Origin of the sequence: Actinocrinis puniceicyclus, assembly GCF_018283645.1 — a bacterium.
Taxonomy (GTDB): domain Bacteria; phylum Actinomycetota; class Actinomycetes; order Streptomycetales; family Catenulisporaceae; genus Actinocrinis; species Actinocrinis puniceicyclus.
Genome location: NZ_JAGSXH010000113.1, coordinates 1 through 18,428 on the forward strand (window position 1 = coordinate 1; position 18,428 = coordinate 18,428).

The 18,428-nt window shown below is 73.6% G+C and carries 3 protein-coding genes and 1 pseudogene; all 4 read right to left on the reverse strand.

Annotation, left to right across the window (positions count from 1 at the left end; genetic code table 11):
• The coding region (locus KGA66_RS23305) for a type I polyketide synthase (protein WP_246508414.1) at nt 1–1,723 on the reverse strand (1,723 nt) is incomplete at its 3' end.
• Nucleotides 1,724–1,810: 87 nt separating this feature from the next.
• The gene (locus KGA66_RS23310; RefSeq protein WP_211470631.1) at nt 1,811–8,344 is read right to left on the reverse strand and encodes a type I polyketide synthase; all 6,534 of its coding nucleotides are present in this window, start codon (nt 8,342–8,344) and stop codon (nt 1,811–1,813) included.
• Nucleotides 8,345–8,397: 53 nt separating this feature from the next.
• Nucleotides 8,398–13,833: pseudogene (locus KGA66_RS23315) on the reverse strand (type I polyketide synthase); the annotation flags it as partial.
• A 113-nt stretch (nt 13,834–13,946) separates the two neighbouring features.
• Nucleotides 13,947–18,407 (reverse strand): SDR family NAD(P)-dependent oxidoreductase, encoded by a 4,461-nt coding sequence (locus tag KGA66_RS23320; protein WP_211470635.1) that lies wholly within the window; start codon nt 18,405–18,407, stop codon nt 13,947–13,949.
• Between the last annotated feature and the right edge of the window lie 21 nt (nt 18,408–18,428).

Sequence of the window (18,428 nt, forward strand, 5' to 3'; positions counted from 1 at the left end):
CACCCATCCCAGCCCGCTGCGCACCCTGACCCGAAAACAAAAACGCCGTCCTACCCCCAACAACCCGACCCTCGACCACACCCGAACCCGGCTCACCACGCTCAAGCGCAGCCAAACCCGACAACAAACCATCACGATCACCAGCCACCACCGCAGCCCGCTGATCAAACCGCGCACGCGACGTCGCAGCAGAAAACCCCACATCCCGCACACCCAACTCAGGCCGCGCCAGCAAATGCGCACGCAACCGCCCAGCCTGCCCCCGCAACGCCACATCCGACTTCGCCGAGAGCACAACCGGAACCGCGGGCGGCAGCGGCCGCTCGACCGCCGCGGGCTGCTCCTGCGCGGCAGCCTCTTCGAGGATCAAATGCGCGTTGGTGCCGCTGATCCCGAACGAGGAGACGCCGGCCCGCCGCGGCCTACCGGGAACCGCAGGCCACTGCTGCTCCTGTGTCAGCAGCCTGACCCCGCCGGCCGACCAGTCCACATGCGCAGAGGGCGCGTCCACATGCAACGTGCGCGGCAGCAGGTCGTGCCGCAACGCCTGCACCATCTTGATCACGCTGGCCACACCGGCCGCCGCCGACGTGTGGCCGATGTTCGACTTGACCGACCCCAGCCACAGCGGACCGGTGGTCCGGTCCTGCCCATACGTCGCCAACAACGCCTGAGCCTCAATCGGGTCACCGAGCTTGGTGCCCGTACCGTGCCCGTCGACGGCGTCCACATCAGAGGCCGAAAGACCCGCGTTCTCCAACGCCTGCCGGATCACCCGCTCCTGCGACGGACCATTCGGCGCAGTCAAACCATTACTCGCACCATCCTGATTCACCGCACTACCACGCACCACCGCAAGCACCCGGTGCCCATTGCGCCGCGCATCCGACAACCGCTCCAACACCAACAGACCCAGACCATCGGAGAAACCCGTACCGTCCGCACCCGCCGCATACGACTTACACCGGCCGTCCGGCGCCAAGCCACGCTGACGGCTGAACTCCTGCAAGAGGAACGGCCCTGCCAGCACCGTCACGCCGCCGACCAGCGCCAGTGAACACTCACCCGACCGCAACGCCTGAGCGGCCAGGTGCATCGCCACCAACGACGACGAACACGCCGTGTCGATGGTCACGGCAGGACCCTCGAACCCGAAGGTGTAGGCCACCCGGCCGGAGACCACACTGGCCGTGGCGCCGGTCAGCCGGAAACCCTCCAGCTCCGGCGGTGTCGCGCCCCCATACGCCGACATCACCGCGCCGCAGAACACCCCGGTGTCGCTGCCGCGCAGCGAGACCGGGTCGATCCCGGCGTCCTCGAACGCCTCCCACGCGCCCTCCAGCACCAGACGCTGGATCGGGTCCGTGGCCAGCGCCTCGCGCGGACTGATCCCGAAGAACTGCGCGTCGAACTCGCCGACGCCCTCGACGAAACCGCCGCCGCTGGCGTAAACCCTGCCGGCCCGCTCCGGATCGGGATCGTAGAGCCCCGGATCCCAGCCGCGGTCGGTCGGCAGCGGGCCGATCGCGTCGCGGCCCTCGGCCACCATCCGCCAAAACTCGTCCGGCGACGTGGCTCCGCCGGCGTAACGGCAGCTCATGCCGACGATCGCCAGCGGCTCCGTCGCCTGCGCCAGCAGCCTGCGGTTCTGCTGGCGCAGCCGCTCGGTCTCCTTGAGCGACTTGCGCAGCGCCTCGACCAGTTCGCTTCGCTCGTTAGACATCCTCACGCCTCCCCATGCGGACGCCGGCAAGCGGCCACGTGTTCAACTGTCGTGCTGCGGTGCTGCCGGGTCCGGTGCGACCGGTTGTCATGCCACGTCCTCTTGGGTCATGCGGATGAGTGCCTCGATGTCCATCTCGTCGATCGACCCGGCGTCGGCATCGCTCGCCGCGGCCTCGTCGGGATCGTCGCCTGCCAGTTCGAGCAGCGCGTCGAGCAGACCCGCCTTGCGCAGCCGGCCGATCGGGATCGCGACCAGCAGGTCGCGGATCTCCTGCTCCTGCGAGCGGTGGCCGCCGACGGCCGCGGGCGCGGCGTCGGGCATCGCGAGCGGGATCAGGAAGCGGGCAGCCGCGATCGGGGTCGGGTGATCGAACACCAGCGTGGTGGGCAGCCGCAGACCGGTCGCCTGGGTGAGCCGGTTACGCAACTCGACCGCCGCCAGCGAGTCGAAGCCCAGCTCCTTGAACGCGCGCTCCGGTTCGATCGCCTCAGGCGAGGCGTGCCCGAGCACCGAGGCCACCTGGGCGCGCACCAGGTCCAGCACGGCGCGCTCCCAGTCCGGCTGCGGCAGGCCCGCGAGCCGGTCGGCCAGCGAACGGCCCGCCGGATCCACCCGCCGCGCGGGCGCCTTGACCAGGCCGCGCAGCAGCGCGGGCAGCAGGCCGGCGCGGGCCTGGCCGCGCAGCACGGCCAGATCCAGCCGCACCGGCGCGAGCACCGGCTCGTCCAACCGCCGCGCCTGGTCGAACAGCTCCAGGCCCAGTTCGGTGGACAACGGCTCGACGCCGATCCTGGCCAGCCGGGCCAGGTCCGCGTCGTCGAGTTCACCGGTCATCCCGGTCGCCGCGGCCCACAGGCCCCACGCCAGCGAGGTGCCCGGCAGTCCCTCGGCGCGCCGCCGCGCGGCCAGGGCGTCCAGGAAGGCGTTGGCCGCCGCGTAGTTGCCCTGGCCGGGGCTGCCGATCAGCGCCGCCACCGACGAGAAGAGCACAAACGAGGACAGCCGCGCGTCCAGGGTCAGCTCGTGCAGGTTGAGCGCGGCGTCCAGCTTGGGCCGCATCACCGTCTCCAACTGCTCGGGCGTGAGCGACTCGATCACACCGTCGTCGAGCACGCCCGCCGCGTGGATGACGCCGCGCAGCGGGCTCTCCAGCGCGCCGAGCAGGGCGGCCAGCTGGCCGCGATCCGACACGTCGCATGCGGCCACGCTCGCCCGCGCGCCCAGGCTTTCCAGCTCGGCGACCAGATCGGCCACGCCAGGCGCCGCCGCGCCGCGCCTGCTGACCAGCAGCAGATGCCGAACCCCGCGGTCGGCGGCCAGGTGCCTGGCGAACGACGCGCCGAGGCCGCCGGTACCGCCGGTGATCAGCACCGTGCCCTCGCCGTCCGGCGGCGCCGGCACGGTCAGCACGATCTTGCCGGTGTTGCGGCCCTCGCGCAGGAACCGGAACGCCTCGACCCCGCGCCGCACATCCCACGTCCGGATCGGCGAGTGCTCGAGCGCTCCCGCCTCGAACAGCGCGACGATCTCGCGCAGCATCTGCTGGATACGCTCGGGCCCGGCCTCCATCAGGTCATACGAGCGGTACCGCACGCCGGGGTGCTCGCGGGCGACCACCGCCGGGTCGCGCAGGTCGGCCTTGCCCATCTCGATGAACCGGCCCCCGCGCGGCAGAAGCTCCAGCGAGGCGTCCACGAACTCGCCGGCCAGCGCGTCGAGCACCACGTCGACACCCGCGCCGCCGGTCGCGTCGAGGAACTTCCCGCGGAAGGACAGGTCGCGCGAGGAGGCGATCCGCTCGTCGGCGACGCCCATGGCGCGCACCGCGTCCCACTTGCCCGGGCTGGCCGTGGCGAACACCTCGACACCCCAGTGCCGGGCCAGGTTGACCGCCGCCATGCCGACACCGCCGGCGGCGGCGTGCACCAGCAGCTTCTCCCCCGGCTTGATACCCGCCAGGTCGGCCAGGCCGTAGTACGCGGTCAGGTAGACCACCGGCAGCGCGGCGGCCTGCTCGAAGGTGAAGCCCTCGGGCATCGGCACCACGGTGCGCCGGTCGGCGACCGCGACCGGGCCGAACGCGTCCAGGACCAGGCCGAACACCCGGTCGCCGGGCGCCAGGTCGCTCACGCCCGAACCGACTTCCAGCACCACGCCGGCCGCCTCGCTGCCCAGCGGCGCGTCGCCCGGGTACATGCCCAGCGCGATCAGCACGTCGCGGAAGTTCAGGCCGGCCGCGCGCACACCCACCCGCACCTCGTGCACGCCCAGCGCGCGCTCGCCGGCCGATGGGATGATCGCCAGCTCCTCCAGCGAACCCTTGCGCTTGCTGCCCAGCCGCCACGGGCCCTCGGCCGGGGCCTCGGTGCGTGCCAGCCGCGGCGCCAGCAGCCGGTCCGCGCGCAGCGCGATCTGCGGCTCGTCGAGGCCCAGCACCGTGCTCCAGTCGGGCGGCGCGGCGTCGGACGCGCCGCCGCCGTCCAGGTCGACCAGCACGAACCGGCCGGGGTGCTCGGACTGCGCGCTGCGCACCAGGCCCCACACCGGCGTGAGCGCCAGCTCGGCGGCCTCGTCGCCGACCGCGACACCGCCGCGGGTGACCACCACCAACCGGGCCTCGGCCAGCCGTTCGCTCTCCAGCCAGCGCTGCAACAGCCGCAGCGTGCTCGCGGCGAGCGCGCGGCCCGCGGCGGCCGCGTCCAGCGCGCCCGGGGGGGCCTCGACGGCGACCAGTACGGCCTCGGGCGCGGCGGCGCCGTCGATCACGGCCTTCTCCAGCGCGGCCAGGTCCGCGAAATGGTCGGCGGACGCGGCGGCCTCGCCCAGCTCGGCGAATTCGCCGAGCACCGCGAACCGGGTCGATCCGGCCGGCTCGCGCCCGGCGTCGTCGAGATCCACCCACTCAAGCCGGAACAACGAGCTGTTGCCGCGCTGCGCGCCGGCCAGCTGCGCCTGATCGACCGGCCGTAGCGCGAGGCTCTGCACCGCGAACGCCGGCGTCCCGCCGGGCTCGACCGCGTCGATGCGCAAAGCCGATCCGCCGGCGCCGCTGATGCGCACCCGCAGCCGCTTGCCGGCCACCCGGCCCAGCTGCACGCCCGACCACGAGAACGGCAGGTCGGCCGGGGAGGCGGCGTCCTTGTCCACCAGGGCGCCGTGCAGGGCCGCGTCGAAGAGCGCGGGATGGATGGCGAATCCCTCGCCGCCCGCGTCGTCGGCGATACCCACCTCGGTGTACAGGTCGCCGCCCGAGCGCCAGGCCGCCTGCAGGCCCTGGAACAGCGGACCGTAGTCGTAACCGGCCTCGGCCAGCCGCGCGTAGAGCCCGTCGACGGCGACCGCTTCGGCCCCGGCCGGCGGCCACACCGCCGGGAACGCCGGCATCGGTTCGGCGTCGGCCACCAGCCAGCCGCGCGCGTGGCAGGTCGCGGCGCGCTCGCCGTCCTCTGCCGCGCCCTGCGGCCGGGAGTAGACGGCCACCGCGCGCCGCCCGTCCTGCTCCGCGGGCGCGACGGTGACCTGCACCGCCAGCGGCGCGTCGTCGGCCAGCACCAGCGGCGCTTCCAGGATGAGCTCGTCCACGGCCGGCGCGCCGGTCTCCCGGCCGGCCGTCAGCGCCAACTCGACCAGCGCGGCGCCGGGCACGATCGTCGTGCCGAACACCGCGTGGTCGCGTGTCCACGGCTGAGCGTCGGCGCTGATGCGGCCGGTGAACAGCCACTCGTCGCGCTCGCCCACCTGGGTGCCGGCCACCAGCACCGGGTGTTCCAGCCGGGTCAGGCCCGCCGCGGCCGGGTCCCCGGACGCGCCGGGAAGCAGCCAGTACGGCCGGCGCTGGAACGCGTAGGTGGGCAGCGCGATCCGCTTCGCGCCGCTGCCGGCGTAGAACGCCTGCCAGTCCACGCGCACGCCGGTCACGTGCGCCTCGGACAGTGAGGCGGCGAACCGCTGCGGGCCGCCCTCGTCGCGGCGCAGCGAGCCGACCGCCGCGACCTGGTCGGCGGCGTCCAGCTCGGCGATGCCGTCCTCGACGGCCAGGTTCAGCACCGGGTGCGGCGAGACCTCGATGAAGCAGTTGGCGCCGTTTTCGATCAGCGCGGCGACCGCGGGCGCGAAGCCGACCCGGCCGCGCAGGTTGCGGTACCAGTACCCGGCGTCCAGCTCGGCGGTGTCGACGAAGCGGCCCTCCAGCGTGGAGTAGAACGGGATCCGCCCGGACACCGGCGCGATCGGCCCGAGCACGTCGAGCAGTTCGGCCTCGATCTCCTCCACGTGCGACGAGTGCGATGCGTAGTCCACCGCGACCTTCTTGGCGCGCACGCCGTCGGCCTTGCACGCGGCGACCAGTTCGTCCAGCGCTTCCGGTTCGCCGGAGACGACCACGGCGGCGGGGCTGTTGACGGCGGCTATCGAGATCCGGCCCGCGTACGGCTTGATCAGCTTCTCTACTGCGCCGACCGGCTGCGCGAGCGACGCCATGGCGCCCTTGCCGGCCAGCCGCTCGCGGATGGCGCGGCTGCGCAGCGCGACCACTCGCGCCGCGTCCTGCAGCGACAGCCCGCCCGCCACGTACGCCGCCGCGATCTCGCCCTGCGAGTGGCCGAGCACCGCGATCGGCTCGACACCCGCCCGCCGCCACAGCTCGGCCAGCGACACCATGACCGCGAACAGCGCGGGCTGCACCACGTCGACCCGGTCCAGCGACGGTGCGCCGGGCGCGCCGCGCAGCACGCCGGCCAGGTCCCAGTCGACGTACTGGGCCAATGCCGCCGAACACGCCGCGATCTGCCCGGCGAAGACCGGTTCCGCGTCCATCAGATCGACGGCCATGCCCTCCCACTGCGCGCCCTGCCCGGGGAAGACGAACACCGCGGCGCCGCCGACCGGCCGTCCGTCCACGACGTGAGCGGCCGGTTCGCCCGCCGCCAGCGCCTTGAGCCCGGACAGCAGCGCGCCGCGGTCGGTGGCGACCACCGCGGCGCGCCGTTCGAGATGGGCGCGCGCGGTCGCGCTGGAGTAGCCGATGTCCAGCACGGTCAGCTCCGGCTGGGCGATCATCAGCGCGCGCAGCCGGTCGGCTTGGGCGCGCAGGGCCGCCTCGCCGCGCGCGGAGACCAGCACCGGCACGGCCGCGGGCGCCGCCGCGGCGACCGGCTGTGGGTTCCCGGCCGCGCTCTGGGCTGGATCCGGGGTCTCGGCCGGCGCCTCCTCCACGATCACATGCGCGTTGGTGCCGCTGACACCGAAGGAGGACACCCCGGCCCGGCGCGGCCTGCCGTCGCTCGCCGGCCACGGCCGGGCCCGGGTGAGCAGCGAAACCGCCCCGGCGCTCCAGTCCACGTTGGGCGAGGGCGCGTCCACGTGCAGGGTGCCGGGCAGCGTGTCGTTGCGCATCGCCATGATCATCTTGATAACGCCCGCGACACCGGCCGCGGCCTGCGTGTGGCCGATGTTGGATTTGACCGAGCCGAGCCACAGCGGGCCGTCGGCCCGGTCGCGGCCGTAGGTGGCCAGCAGCGCGTTGGCCTCGATCGGGTCGCCCAGCGGGGTGCCGGTGCCGTGGCCCTCCACGGCGTCCACGTCGCGGGGCGCCAGGCCCGCGTCGGCGAGCGCCTGCTTGATCACCCGCTCCTGCGAGGGGCCGTTGGGCGCGGTCAGCCCGTTGCTGGCGCCGTCCTGGTTGACCGCGCTGCCGCGCACCACGGCCAGCACCCGGTGGCCGTTGCGCCGGGCGTCGGAAAGCCGCTCCAGCACCAGCAGCCCGGCGCCCTCGGCCCACCCGACGCCGTCGGCCGCGGCCGCGTACGCCTTGCAGCGCCCGTCCGGCGAGACGCCGCGCTGCCGGCTGAACTCGACGAACACGTTGGGCCTGGCCAGCACCGTCGCGCCGCCGACCAGCGCGAGCGAGCACTCCCGCGCGCGCAGCGCCTTGCCGGCCAGGTGGATGGCGACCAGCGACGAGGAGCACGCGGTGTCCACGGTGACCGCGGGGCCCTCGAAACCGAAGGTGTAGCTCAGGCGCCCGGAGGCCACGCTGCCCGCGGACGCGATCGTCAGGTAGCCCTCGACCTCGGCGCGCCGGTCGCTCTGCCCGGCCACGAACCCGTAGTCGGAGTACATGATCCCGGTGAACACGCCGGTGTCGCTGCCGCGCAGACCGGTGATGTCGATGCCGGCGTCCTCGAACGCCTCCCACGCGGTTTCCAGCAGCAGCCGCTGCTGCGGGTCCATCACCGCGGCTTCGCGCGGGCTGACGCCGAAGAACTCCGCGTCGAACTCGGCGACACGCTCGACAAACCCGCCGCCGCGCGCGTACGAGGTGCCCGGGTGGTCCGGGTCCGGGTGGTACAGGTGCTCGACGTCCCAGCCGCGGTCGGCCGGGAACTCGGCCCGCGTGCCGACGTGGCCGCCGGCGACCAGCTGCCAGAGCTGGTCGGGGTTGGTCACGCCGCCCGGGTAGCGGCAGCTCATGCCGACCACGGCCAGCGGCTCGCCGGCCCGCGCCTCGGCCTCGCTGAGCCGGGTGCGGGCCTCGTTGAGCTCGACGGCGAGCTTCTTGACGTAGCGCACGAGCTTTTCCTGCTGCTCCTGCTGCGGGTTGGTGGCGTCAACGCTCATTGCCGTGTCCTCTGCGCTGATGATCCGGGCGGGGAAAGAGTCTGGTCACGAGCTCACGCTTCGCCGAACTCGGCGTCGATCAACGAGAGGACCTCGTCCACGGACGTGGCGGCCTCGATCGCCACGCTGGTGCGCTGCGCGCCGGCGCCGGTCAGCGCGGCCAGCAGGGTGCGCAGCCGGCCGGCCACACGCTCCTTCTCGGCGCTCTGGATCCCGGCCAGCAGGCCTTCGAGCCTGTCGAGTTCCCGCTCGAGCGGCGCTTCGGGCGCCGCGGCGCCGCCGATGCGCGAGAGCAGCAGCTGCGCTACCTCGGCCGCGGTCGGGTGGTCGAAGACCAGCGTGGCGGGCAACCGGACGCCGCTGGCCCGGGCGAGCCGGTTGCGCAGATCCACGGCGGCCAACGAGTCGAAACCGAGTTCCTTGAAGGCGCGCGCGGGCTCGATGGTGCCCGGTGAGGCGTGCCCGAGGACGGCCGCGACCTGCGCGCGCACCAGCTCCAGCACGATGCGCGGCCGCTCGGCCTCGGCGGCGCCGGCCAGCCGCTGCGCGAGCGACGCTCCGGTGTCGGCCGCCGCGCGCTCGCGCGCGGCGGGCACCAGGGCGCGCAGCAGCGCGGGCAGCTGCCCGGCATGCGCCTGCGCCCGCAGGCCGCCCAGGTCGAGTCCGGCGGGCGCGAGCAGCGCGGCGTCGATGCCGAGCGCCAGGTCGAACAGTTCAAGGCCCAGCTCGGCGGGCAGCGGCACGACGCCGATCCTGGCCAGCCGCGCCAGGTCCGTTTCGGCCAGGTCGCCGCCCATGCCGCCGGAGTGCGCCCACAGGCCCCACGCCAGCGAGAGCGCCGGCAGTCCCGCGGCGCGCCGGCGCGCGGCCAGCGCGTCCAGGACCGCGTTGGCCGCGGCGTAGTTGCCCTGGCCCGCGGTGCCGAGCAGCGCCGAGACGGACGAGAACAGCACGAACGCGGCCAGGTCGTGGCCCTCGGTCAGCTCGTGCAGGTTCAGCGCGGCGTCCACCTTGGGCCGCAGCACCTTCTCCAGCTGCTCGGCCGTGAGCGCTTCGAGCACACCGTCGTCCAGTACGCCCGCCGCGTGGATGACCGCGGTCAGCGGGCGCTCCAGGGAGCCGAGCAACTCGGCCAGTGCCGAGCGGTCGGCCACGTCGCAGGCGGCCGCGTCCGCCTGTGCGCCCAGCGCCGCGAGCTCGGCGAGCAGTTCGCCGACGCCGGGCGCCGCCGCGCCGCGCCTGCTGACCAGCAGCAGGTGCCGAACGCCGTGGTGAGCGGCCAGGTGCCTGGCGAACAGCGCGCCGAGCCCTCCGGTGCCGCCGGTGATCAGCACCGTGCCGTCCGGGTCGAGCGCGGCCGGCGGAGCGCCGGGCTCGCCGGCGCGCACCAGCCGGGGCGCCAGGACGCGGCTGGCGCGCACGGCCAGCTGCGGCTCGTCCAAGGCTGTCAGCGCGGCCAGCGCTGCCCAGCCGGATTGGCCGGCGGTGTCGGTGTCGGTGTCCACGAGCACGAAGCGCCCGGGGTGTTCGGACTGCGCGGTGCGCACCAGGCCCCAGGCCGGGGCCTGCCGCAGGTCGACCGCCTCGTCGCCGACCGCGACGCCGCCGGCGGTGACCACGAGCAGGCGCGCGTCGGCGAGCCGGTCGGCGGCCAGCCAGCCCTGCACCAGGGCCAGGGTGGCGCGGGCGGCCGCGTGCACCGCGGCCGGGCCCGTGCCGGGCGCCGCCGGGATCGGCGCGAGCACCACGTCCGGCAGTTCGGCGCCCGCGGCCACGGCCAGCTCGAGCGCGGCCGGGTCGGCGTACTGGCCCGAGGCGCCCAGCACCACGCTGCGCAGGCCGGCCCGGGCGTCCGGCGCATCCGGCGCATCCGGTGTGACCGGTGTGACCGGTGTGACCGGTGTCCACTGCACCGCGAACAGCGCCTTCGAGCCGCCCGGCCCGGCGGCCTGCAACTGCGCCGGGTCGATCGCCCGGATGGCCAGCGCGTCAACCGACACCACCGCGGCGCCGTTCTCGTCTACCGCGTCGATGCGCAGCGCGGACTGGCCCGCCGGTTCGATCCGCACGCGCACGCGTTTCGCGACGGCCGCCGCCGCGCCCAGCCGCACGCCCGCCCAGGAGAACGGCAGGTCGGCGGTGTCGCCGGGGGCCTTGTCCAGCACCGCGCCGTGCAGGAGGGAGTCGAACAGCGCCGGGTGGATGCGGTAGCCGTCGCTCGCGTCGGCGTGCAGCTCGACTTCGGTGTACACGGTTTCGCCGCTGCGCCAGGCGGCCCGCAGGCCCTGGCACAGCGGGCCGTAGTCGTAGCCCACCGCGGCCAGCCGCGCGTAGAGCGTCTCAACCGGCGCCGGTTGTGCGCCGGCCGGCGGCCAGGGCGCGGGCGGCGGCGCGACCGGTTCGGCGTCGGCCACCAACGCGCCACGCGCATGGCAGGTCGCCTCGTCGAGCTGGCTGTCCCCCGGCTGCGCCGCGGGCCGCGAGTAGATCGCGACCTCGCGCCTGCCCGCGTCGCCGGCGGGCGAGAGGGTGACCTGCAGCTGGCGGGCGTCGTCGGCCAGCACCAGCGGCGCTTCGAGCACGAGCTCGTCGAGCACCGGGCAGCCGACCTGCGCCCCCGCGGCCAGCGCGAGTTCGACCATCGCCGCGCCGGGCAGCACCGTGGTGCCGAACACCGCATGGTGACGGATCCACGGCGCGCTGTCGGCCTCGACCTGCCCGGTGAACACCCATTCGTCGCGGTCGCCGACCTGCACCGCGGCGGCCAGCAGCGGGTGGTCGATCCGGCGCAGTCCCGCGGCCGCCGGGTCGCCGGGACGAATGCGCGGTGCGACGAAGTACCGCTGCCGCTGGAACGCGTACTTGGGCAGCTCTACGCGCGTGGCGCGGGAACCGGCGTAGTAAGCCGGCCAGTCGAGCGCCGTGCCGCAGACGTGCGCCTGGGCCAGGAAACCGGCGAACGCCTCGGGTTCCGGCTGCTTTGCGCGCAGCGCCGCGGCCATCACGGCCTGTTCGTCGGCGACCGACTCGCGCGCCATCGCGGTGAGCACGCCGTCCGGGCCCAGTTCGAAGAACCGCCGCACGCCGAGGTTCTCCAGCGTGCGCACGCCCTCCATGAAGCACACGGCGTGGCGCACGTGCTCGACCCAGTAGGCCGCCTCGGTCAGCTCCGCGGAGACCGGCTTGCCGGTCACGTTGGAGACGATCGGCAGCTGCGGTTCCCGCCGCTCCAGGCCGTCGGCGACACGGTGGAACTCGGCGAGCATCGGCTCCATCAGCGGCGAGTGGAACGCGTGGCTGACCTTGAGCCGGGTGGTCTTGCGCCCGGCCATCCGCGTCAGCCACTGCTCCAGCGCGGCCAGTTCGCCGGAGACCACGACCGAACGCGGCCCGTTGACGGCCGCGATCGCCAGCCGCCCGCCCATGTCGCTCAGCGCGGCGGCGACCTCGCTCTCGCCGGCCTGCACCGCGGCCATCGCGCCGCCGGCCGGCAAGGCACCCATCAGCCTTCCGCGCGCGGCCACCAGGGTGCACGCGTCCGCCAGGGAGAACACGCCGGCCACGTGCGCGGCGGCCAGTTCTCCCACCGAGTGCCCGATCAGGTAGTGCGCGCGCATGCCGAGCGATTCGACGAGGCGGAACAGGCCCACCTCGAGCGCGAACAGCGCGGCCTGGGTGTACTCGGTCTCGTCCAGCAGCGGGGCCAGCGGCGAATCGGCGGCGGCGAACAGCAACGGCTTGAGCGGCCTGCGCAGCTTGCCGTCGAACTCGGCGCACACCTGGTCCAGCGCGGCGTCGAACGCCGGGAACGCCGCGGCCAGTCCCGCGCCCATGCCGGCGCGCTGCGCGCCCTGGCCGCTGAACAGGAAGGCGATCTTGCCGCCGGCCGGCGAACCGGTGAACACGCCCGCGGCGGGCGCGGCGTCGGCCAGCGCGCCCAGCCCGGCCAGCAGGCCGGCCCGGTCGCCGGCCACGATCGCCGCGCGCTGTGGCAGTTGCGCGCGCGTGGTCGCGCTGGACACGGCGACGTCGGCCGGCGCCAGGTCCGGCCAGCTGGACAGGTGCGCGCGCAGCCGGGCCGCCTGTGCGCGCAACGCGGCCTCGCCCCTGCCCGACACGAGCACCACCGGCGGCCGGCCCGCACCGGCCGGCGCGCTCGGCGCGACCGCGGCGTCGCCGGCCACGGCCGCCGATTCCTCGGCGGGCGCCTGTTCCAGGATCACGTGCGCGTTGGTGCCGCTGACCCCGAACGACGAGACCGCGGCGCGGCGCGGGCGCCCGTCGCTGTGCCACGGCTCGGCCTCGGTCAGCAGCTTGATCTCGCCCGCCTCCCAGTCCACGTGCGGCGAGGGGGCGTCGATGTGCAGCGACTTGGGCATCGTCCCGTGCCGCATCGCCATGATCATCTTGATGACGCCGCCGACGCCCGCCGCCGCCGAGCTGTGGCCGATGTTGGACTTGAGAGAGCCGAGCCGCAGCGGCCCGGTGGTGCGGCCCTGCCCGTAGGTGGCCAGCAACGCCTGGGCCTCGATCGGGTCACCCAGCCTCGTGCCGGTACCGTGCCCCTCGACGATGTCGATCTGCGCGGGCGCGAGGCCCGCGTTGGCCAGCGCCTGGCGGATCACCCGCTCCTGCGAGGGACCGTTGGGCGCGGTCAGGCCGTTGCTCGCGCCGTCCTGGTTGACCGCGCTGCCGCGGATGAGGCCGAGGATCCGGCGGTTGTTGCGCCGCGCGTCAGAGAGCCGCTCGACCACCAGCAGGCCCACACCGTCGGAGAACGCGGTGCCGTCCGCGCCCGCCGCGTACGACTTGCAGCGTCCGTCGGGCGCCAGGCCGCGCTGCCGGCTGAATTCCAGCAGCACGAACGGACCGGCCATGATCGTCACCCCGCCGACCAGCGCCAGCGAGCATTCCCCGGCGCGCAGCGCGCGGCCGGCCAGGTGCAGCGCCACCAGCGACGAGGAGCACGCGGTGTCCACCGACACCGCGGGGCCCTCCATGCCGAGGCTGTAGGCGATCCGGCCGGACACCACGCTGGTGGTGGTGCCGGTCAGGCGGAAGCCTTCCAGTTCCGGCGGCGTGGTGGCGCCGTGGTCGGGGGAGACGCCGTAGTCCATCGGCATCACGCCGCAGAACACACCCGCGTCCGAGCCGAGCAGCGAGGTCGGGTCGATGCCGGCGTCCTCCAGCGCCTCCCACGCCACTTCCAGCGCCAGGCGCTGCTGCGGGTCGATGGCCAGCGCCTCGCGCCGGCTGATGCCGAAGAACTCCGGGTCGAACTCGCCGATACCGCGCAGGAAACTGCCGCCGCTCATGTAGACCTTGCCGACCCGGTCCGGGTCCGGGTCGTAGAGATCCAGGTCCCAGCCGCGGTCCTCGGGCAGCCCGGCGACGGCGTCGCGGCCCGCCTCGACCAACCGCCACAGCTCGTCGGGCGAGGTGACGCCGCCGGGGTACCGGCAGCTCATTCCCACGATCGCCAGCGGTTCGAGGTCGCGTTCCTCAAGCTCGCGCACCCGCCGGTTGGCCGCGCGCAACTCGTTGGTGACCTTGCGCAGGTACAGGCGCAGCTTCTGCTCGTCCAAGGTGTCCGAGGTCGTGGTCATGCCGATCCGATCTCCTTGTCGATCAGCTGGAAAATCTCTTCGTCGGACACCCCGTCGAGGTCGTCGGCGAACACTTCGGCGTCGTCCTCGCGCTTGCTGTTGATCGTGCTGAGCACCGAGCTGAGCCGGTTGCTGAACGAGCGCAACCGGGGTTCGAACCGGCTGAGCTGTTGATCGTCGCCCGCCACCGCGCCGAGCAGCGCCTCGATCTTCTGCAGCTGCTCCTCCAGCGGTGAAACCGCCTTTTGTTCCTGCGCCCCGCCGACCTGGGTGAGCACCAGCGACGCCGCGCCGGCCGGGGTCGGGTGGTCGAAGATCAGCGTGCTGGGCAGGCGCAGCCCGGTGGCTTTCGTCAGCCGGTTGCGCAGCTCGACGGCGGCCAGCGAGTCCAGGCCCAGTTCCTTGAAGGTCTTGTCGGTGTCGATCGCGCCCGGCGAGCCGTGGCCCAGCACCGCGGCGACCTGGTTCTGCACCAGTTCCAGCACGAATCGTTCCCGCTCGCCGTCGCGCACCGCGGCCAGCCGCTGTGCCAGCGAGTCGCCGCCCGCGGCGGCCCGCGCCGCCGGCACCCGCACCAGGCCGCGCAGCAGCGCCGGCAGCGTGCCCGCGCGGGCCGACGCGCGCAGCGCGCCCGGGTCGAGCCGGACCGGCACGGCCAGCGGGATGTCCAGCAGCCTGGCGGCGTCGAACAGTTCCAGACCCAGCTGCGCGGACAGCGGTTCGATGCCCATCCGCGCCCAGCGCGCCACGCCGCCCGCGTCCAGCGCGCCGCCCATGCCGCGTTCCTCGCCCCACAGGCCCCACGCCTGCGACATGGTCCGCAGGCCGGCCGCGTGGCGCCGGGCGGCCAGCGCGTCGAGCACGGCGTTGGCGGCCGCGTAGTTGGCCTGGCCGGGGCTGCCGATCAGCGCGGCCACCGAGGAGAACAGGATGAACGCGGTCAGTTCCATGTCCCGGGTCAGCTCGTGCAGGTGCAGCGCCGCATCCACCTTCGGCCGCAGCACTCGCTCTACCTGATCCGGTGTCAGAGCGGCCACGACGCCGTCGTCGACCACGCCGGCCGCGTGCACCACCGCGGTCAGCGGATGCTCAAGCGCCCCGATCACCGCGGCGAGCTGGTCCCGGTCGGACACGTCACAGGCCACCACCCGCGGGTCAGCACCCAGCGAACGCAGCTCGGCCAGCAGTTCGGGCACTGCGTCGGCGGCCGCACCACGCCTGCTGACCAGCACCAGGCGGGTCAAGCCGTGGCTGACTACCAGGTGCCTGGCGAACAGCGCGCCCAGACCACCGGTGCCACCGGTGATCAGCACCGTGCCGTTCGGGTCGGGTCGGACCGGAATGGTCAGTACGACCTTGCCGGTGTTGCGGCCCTCACGCAGGAACCGGAACGCCTCGACCCCGCGCCGCACATCCCACGTCCGGATCGGCGCGTGCCTCAACACGCCCCGCTGGAACAACCCCACGATCTCGCACAGCATCTGCTGAATACGCTCGGGACCGGCGTCGAACAGATCGAACGCCTGATAGCGCACCCCGGACTTGCCCAGTTGCCCGGCATCGCGGATATCGGCCTTGCCCATCTCCACGAACCGGCCACCACGCGGCAACAGGTCCAGCGACGCATCGACGAACTCACCCGCCAACGCGTTGAGCACCACATCCACACCCTCGCCGCCCGTCGCGGCCAGGAACGCCTCCCGGAAACCCAGATCACGCGACGAAGCGATCCGCTCCCCCGCGACACCCAGGCCACGCACCGCCGACCACTTGCCCGGACTCGCCGTCGCGAACACCTGCGCGCCAAGGTGCTCGGCGATCTGCACCGCCGCCATACCCACACCACCGGCCGCCGCATGCACCAGCAGCCGCTCACCCTTGCCCAGACCAGCCAGATCCACCAGCGCGTAATACGCCGTCAGAAACACCACCGGCACCGACGCCGCCTGCGCGAACGACCAACCCGCCGGCACCGGCACCACCATCCGCCGGTCGGCTACCGCCGATGTACCGAGGCTGTTGAGCACCAGGCCCATGACCCGGTCGCCCGGCGCCAGGTCGGTGACACCCGGCCCGACTTCCAGGACCACGCCGGCGGCCTCGCTGCCCAGCGGCGCGTCGCCCGGGTACATGCCCAGCGCGATCAGCACGTCGCGGAAGTTCAGGCCGGCGGCCCGAATCCCGATACGCACCTCGTTCGCGGCGAGCGGCCGGTCGCCGTCGCACGGCACGATCGCCAGATCGTCCAACGAGCCCTTGCGTTCCACTGCCAGCCGCCACTCGCTGCCGGGTCGGACGCTGGCCATTTCGGCGCGGGTCAGCCGCGGCGCGAACACCTGTCCCTCGCGCACGGCCAGCTGTGGTTCCGGCGCGGCGACCAGCGCGGCCCAGTCGATCGTGTCGGCGGGTTCGTCCACGTCCAGCAACATGAACCGCTCGGGGTGCTCGGACTGTGCGGAGCGCACCATGCCCCACACCGAGGAGAGCGCCAGGTCCGGTGAGTCGTCGCCGACCGCGATGGCGTTGCGGGTCACCAGGACCAGCCGCGCGTCGGCCAGTGTCGGGCTGGCCAGCCACCGCTGCAGCAGGCCGAGCGTGCGGGTGGCGACCTCGCGCACCGCTTGCGCGGTCTGCGCGCTTGCCGCGCTTGCCGCGCTTCCGGGCGACGCGGCGCCCTCGGGCTCGACGGTGTCGATCCCGATCAGCACGGCCTCGGGTACCGGGCGGCCTGCGGCGAGCGCGTGTTCCAGAGCGTCGAGGTCGGCGAACCGCTGGCCGGGTGCGGGCAGGTCTCCGAGCACGACGATGCGCCCGGCGCCGGTCCTGGCCGTCGCCGGCACGATCACCCAGTCGACCTCGTACAGCGAGCTGTGGCCCACGTTGCGGTTGCGGCCGCCGGCGAGTTTGGCTTCGTCGAGCGGCCGGAAGGCCAGACGCTCGACTGCGGCGATCGGCGCGCCGTGCTCGTCGGCGATGTCGATGCGCAGTCCCGCGTCGCCCGCCGTGGCCACCCGCACGCGGCCGCGTGTCCGGCCGGTCTGCTCGAGCCGCACTCCGGACCAGGAGAACGGCAGTTGCGTGCTCGAGCGCTCGCCGGTGGCCAGGCTTTCCAGTCCGCCGTGCAGGGCGGCGTCGAGCAGGGCGGGGTGGATGGCGAAACCGGTTGCGGTTTGCGCTGTTTCGTCGGGTAGCGCGATGTCGGCGTATACGGCGTCGTCGTCGCGCCAGGCGGCCCGCACGCCTTGGAACACCGGGCCGTAGTCGTATCCGGCGTCGGCCAACTGCGTGTAGAGCGCGTCCACGCCGATCGGCGTCGCTCCTGCGGGCGGCCATTGCGCGGGCCAGTCGGCAATCGATGGTGCGCCGGTGATCAGCGTTCCGCGGGCGTGGCAGGTCGCCTCGCCCTGATCGCCGTGGTCTCCGTGGTCGCTGTCGTCGCCCGGGTTTTCGGGCCGGGTGTAGATCGCCACTTCGCGGCGTCCGTCTTCGTCTGATGCGCCGACCATGACCTGTACCAGGCGCGCGGCGTTGTCGGTGAGGATCAGCGGCGCTTCCAGGACCAGTTCCTCGATCACCGGGCTGCCGACCCGCGTGCCGGCGGTCAGGGCCAGTTCGACCAGCGCGGTACCCGGCACGATCACCGTACCCAGCACCACATGGTCGGCCACCCACGGCGCGCTCTCGCCCGACATCCGCCCGGTCAGCAACCACTCATCACGATCACCCACCTGCACGGCACCGGCCAACAGCGGGTGATCGATCCGGTCCAGTCCGGCGGCGGCCGGATCGCCCGCCTTGGCACCGGGCATCAACCAGAACCGCTCCCGCTGGAAGGCGTACGTGGGCAGCTCAACGCGCCGCGCGCCGGTACCCGCGTAGAACGCCGGCCAGTCCACCTCGACCCCGGCCACATGCGCCTGCGCCAAGAACCCCGCGAACGCCTCCCCCTCATCCCGCTTCGCACGCAACGCAGGCACCAGCACCACATCACGATCCTCATCCACCGACTGCCGCGCCAACGCCGTGAGCACACCATCCGGACCCAACTCCAGGAAACGCGAGACCCCCTCACTCTCCAACGTGCGCACACCGTCGGCGAAGCGCACCGCACCACGCACATGCCGCACCCAGTACTCCGGATCCGTCAACTCACCACCGACCACCCGGCCATCCAGATTCGAGACCACCGCGATGCGTGGTTCGTGGAACCTCAACCCCCGCGCCACCGCACGGAACTCCGCCAGCATCGGCTCCATCAAATGCGAATGGAACGCATGACTGACCTTCAGCCGGCTGCTCTTACACCCGGCCAACCGCGGCAGCCACTCCTCCAGCGCCGTGAGTTGACCCGAGACCACCACCGAACCCGGAGCGTTGACCGCCGCGATCTCCAACCGCCCACCCATATCACCCAGCGCGGCGGCGACCTCGCCCTCGCCCGCCTGCACCGCCACCATCCCCCCACCCGGCGGCAAACC

Coding starts and splice junctions, on each gene's coding strand:
- KGA66_RS23310 (WP_211470631.1), bottom strand. CDS start 8,344: ATGAGCGTTGACGCCACCAACCCGCAGCAGGAGCAGCAGGAAAAGCTC.
- KGA66_RS23320 (WP_211470635.1), bottom strand. CDS start 18,407: ATGGTGGCGGTGCAGGCGGGCGAGGGCGAGGTCGCCGCCGCGCTGGGT.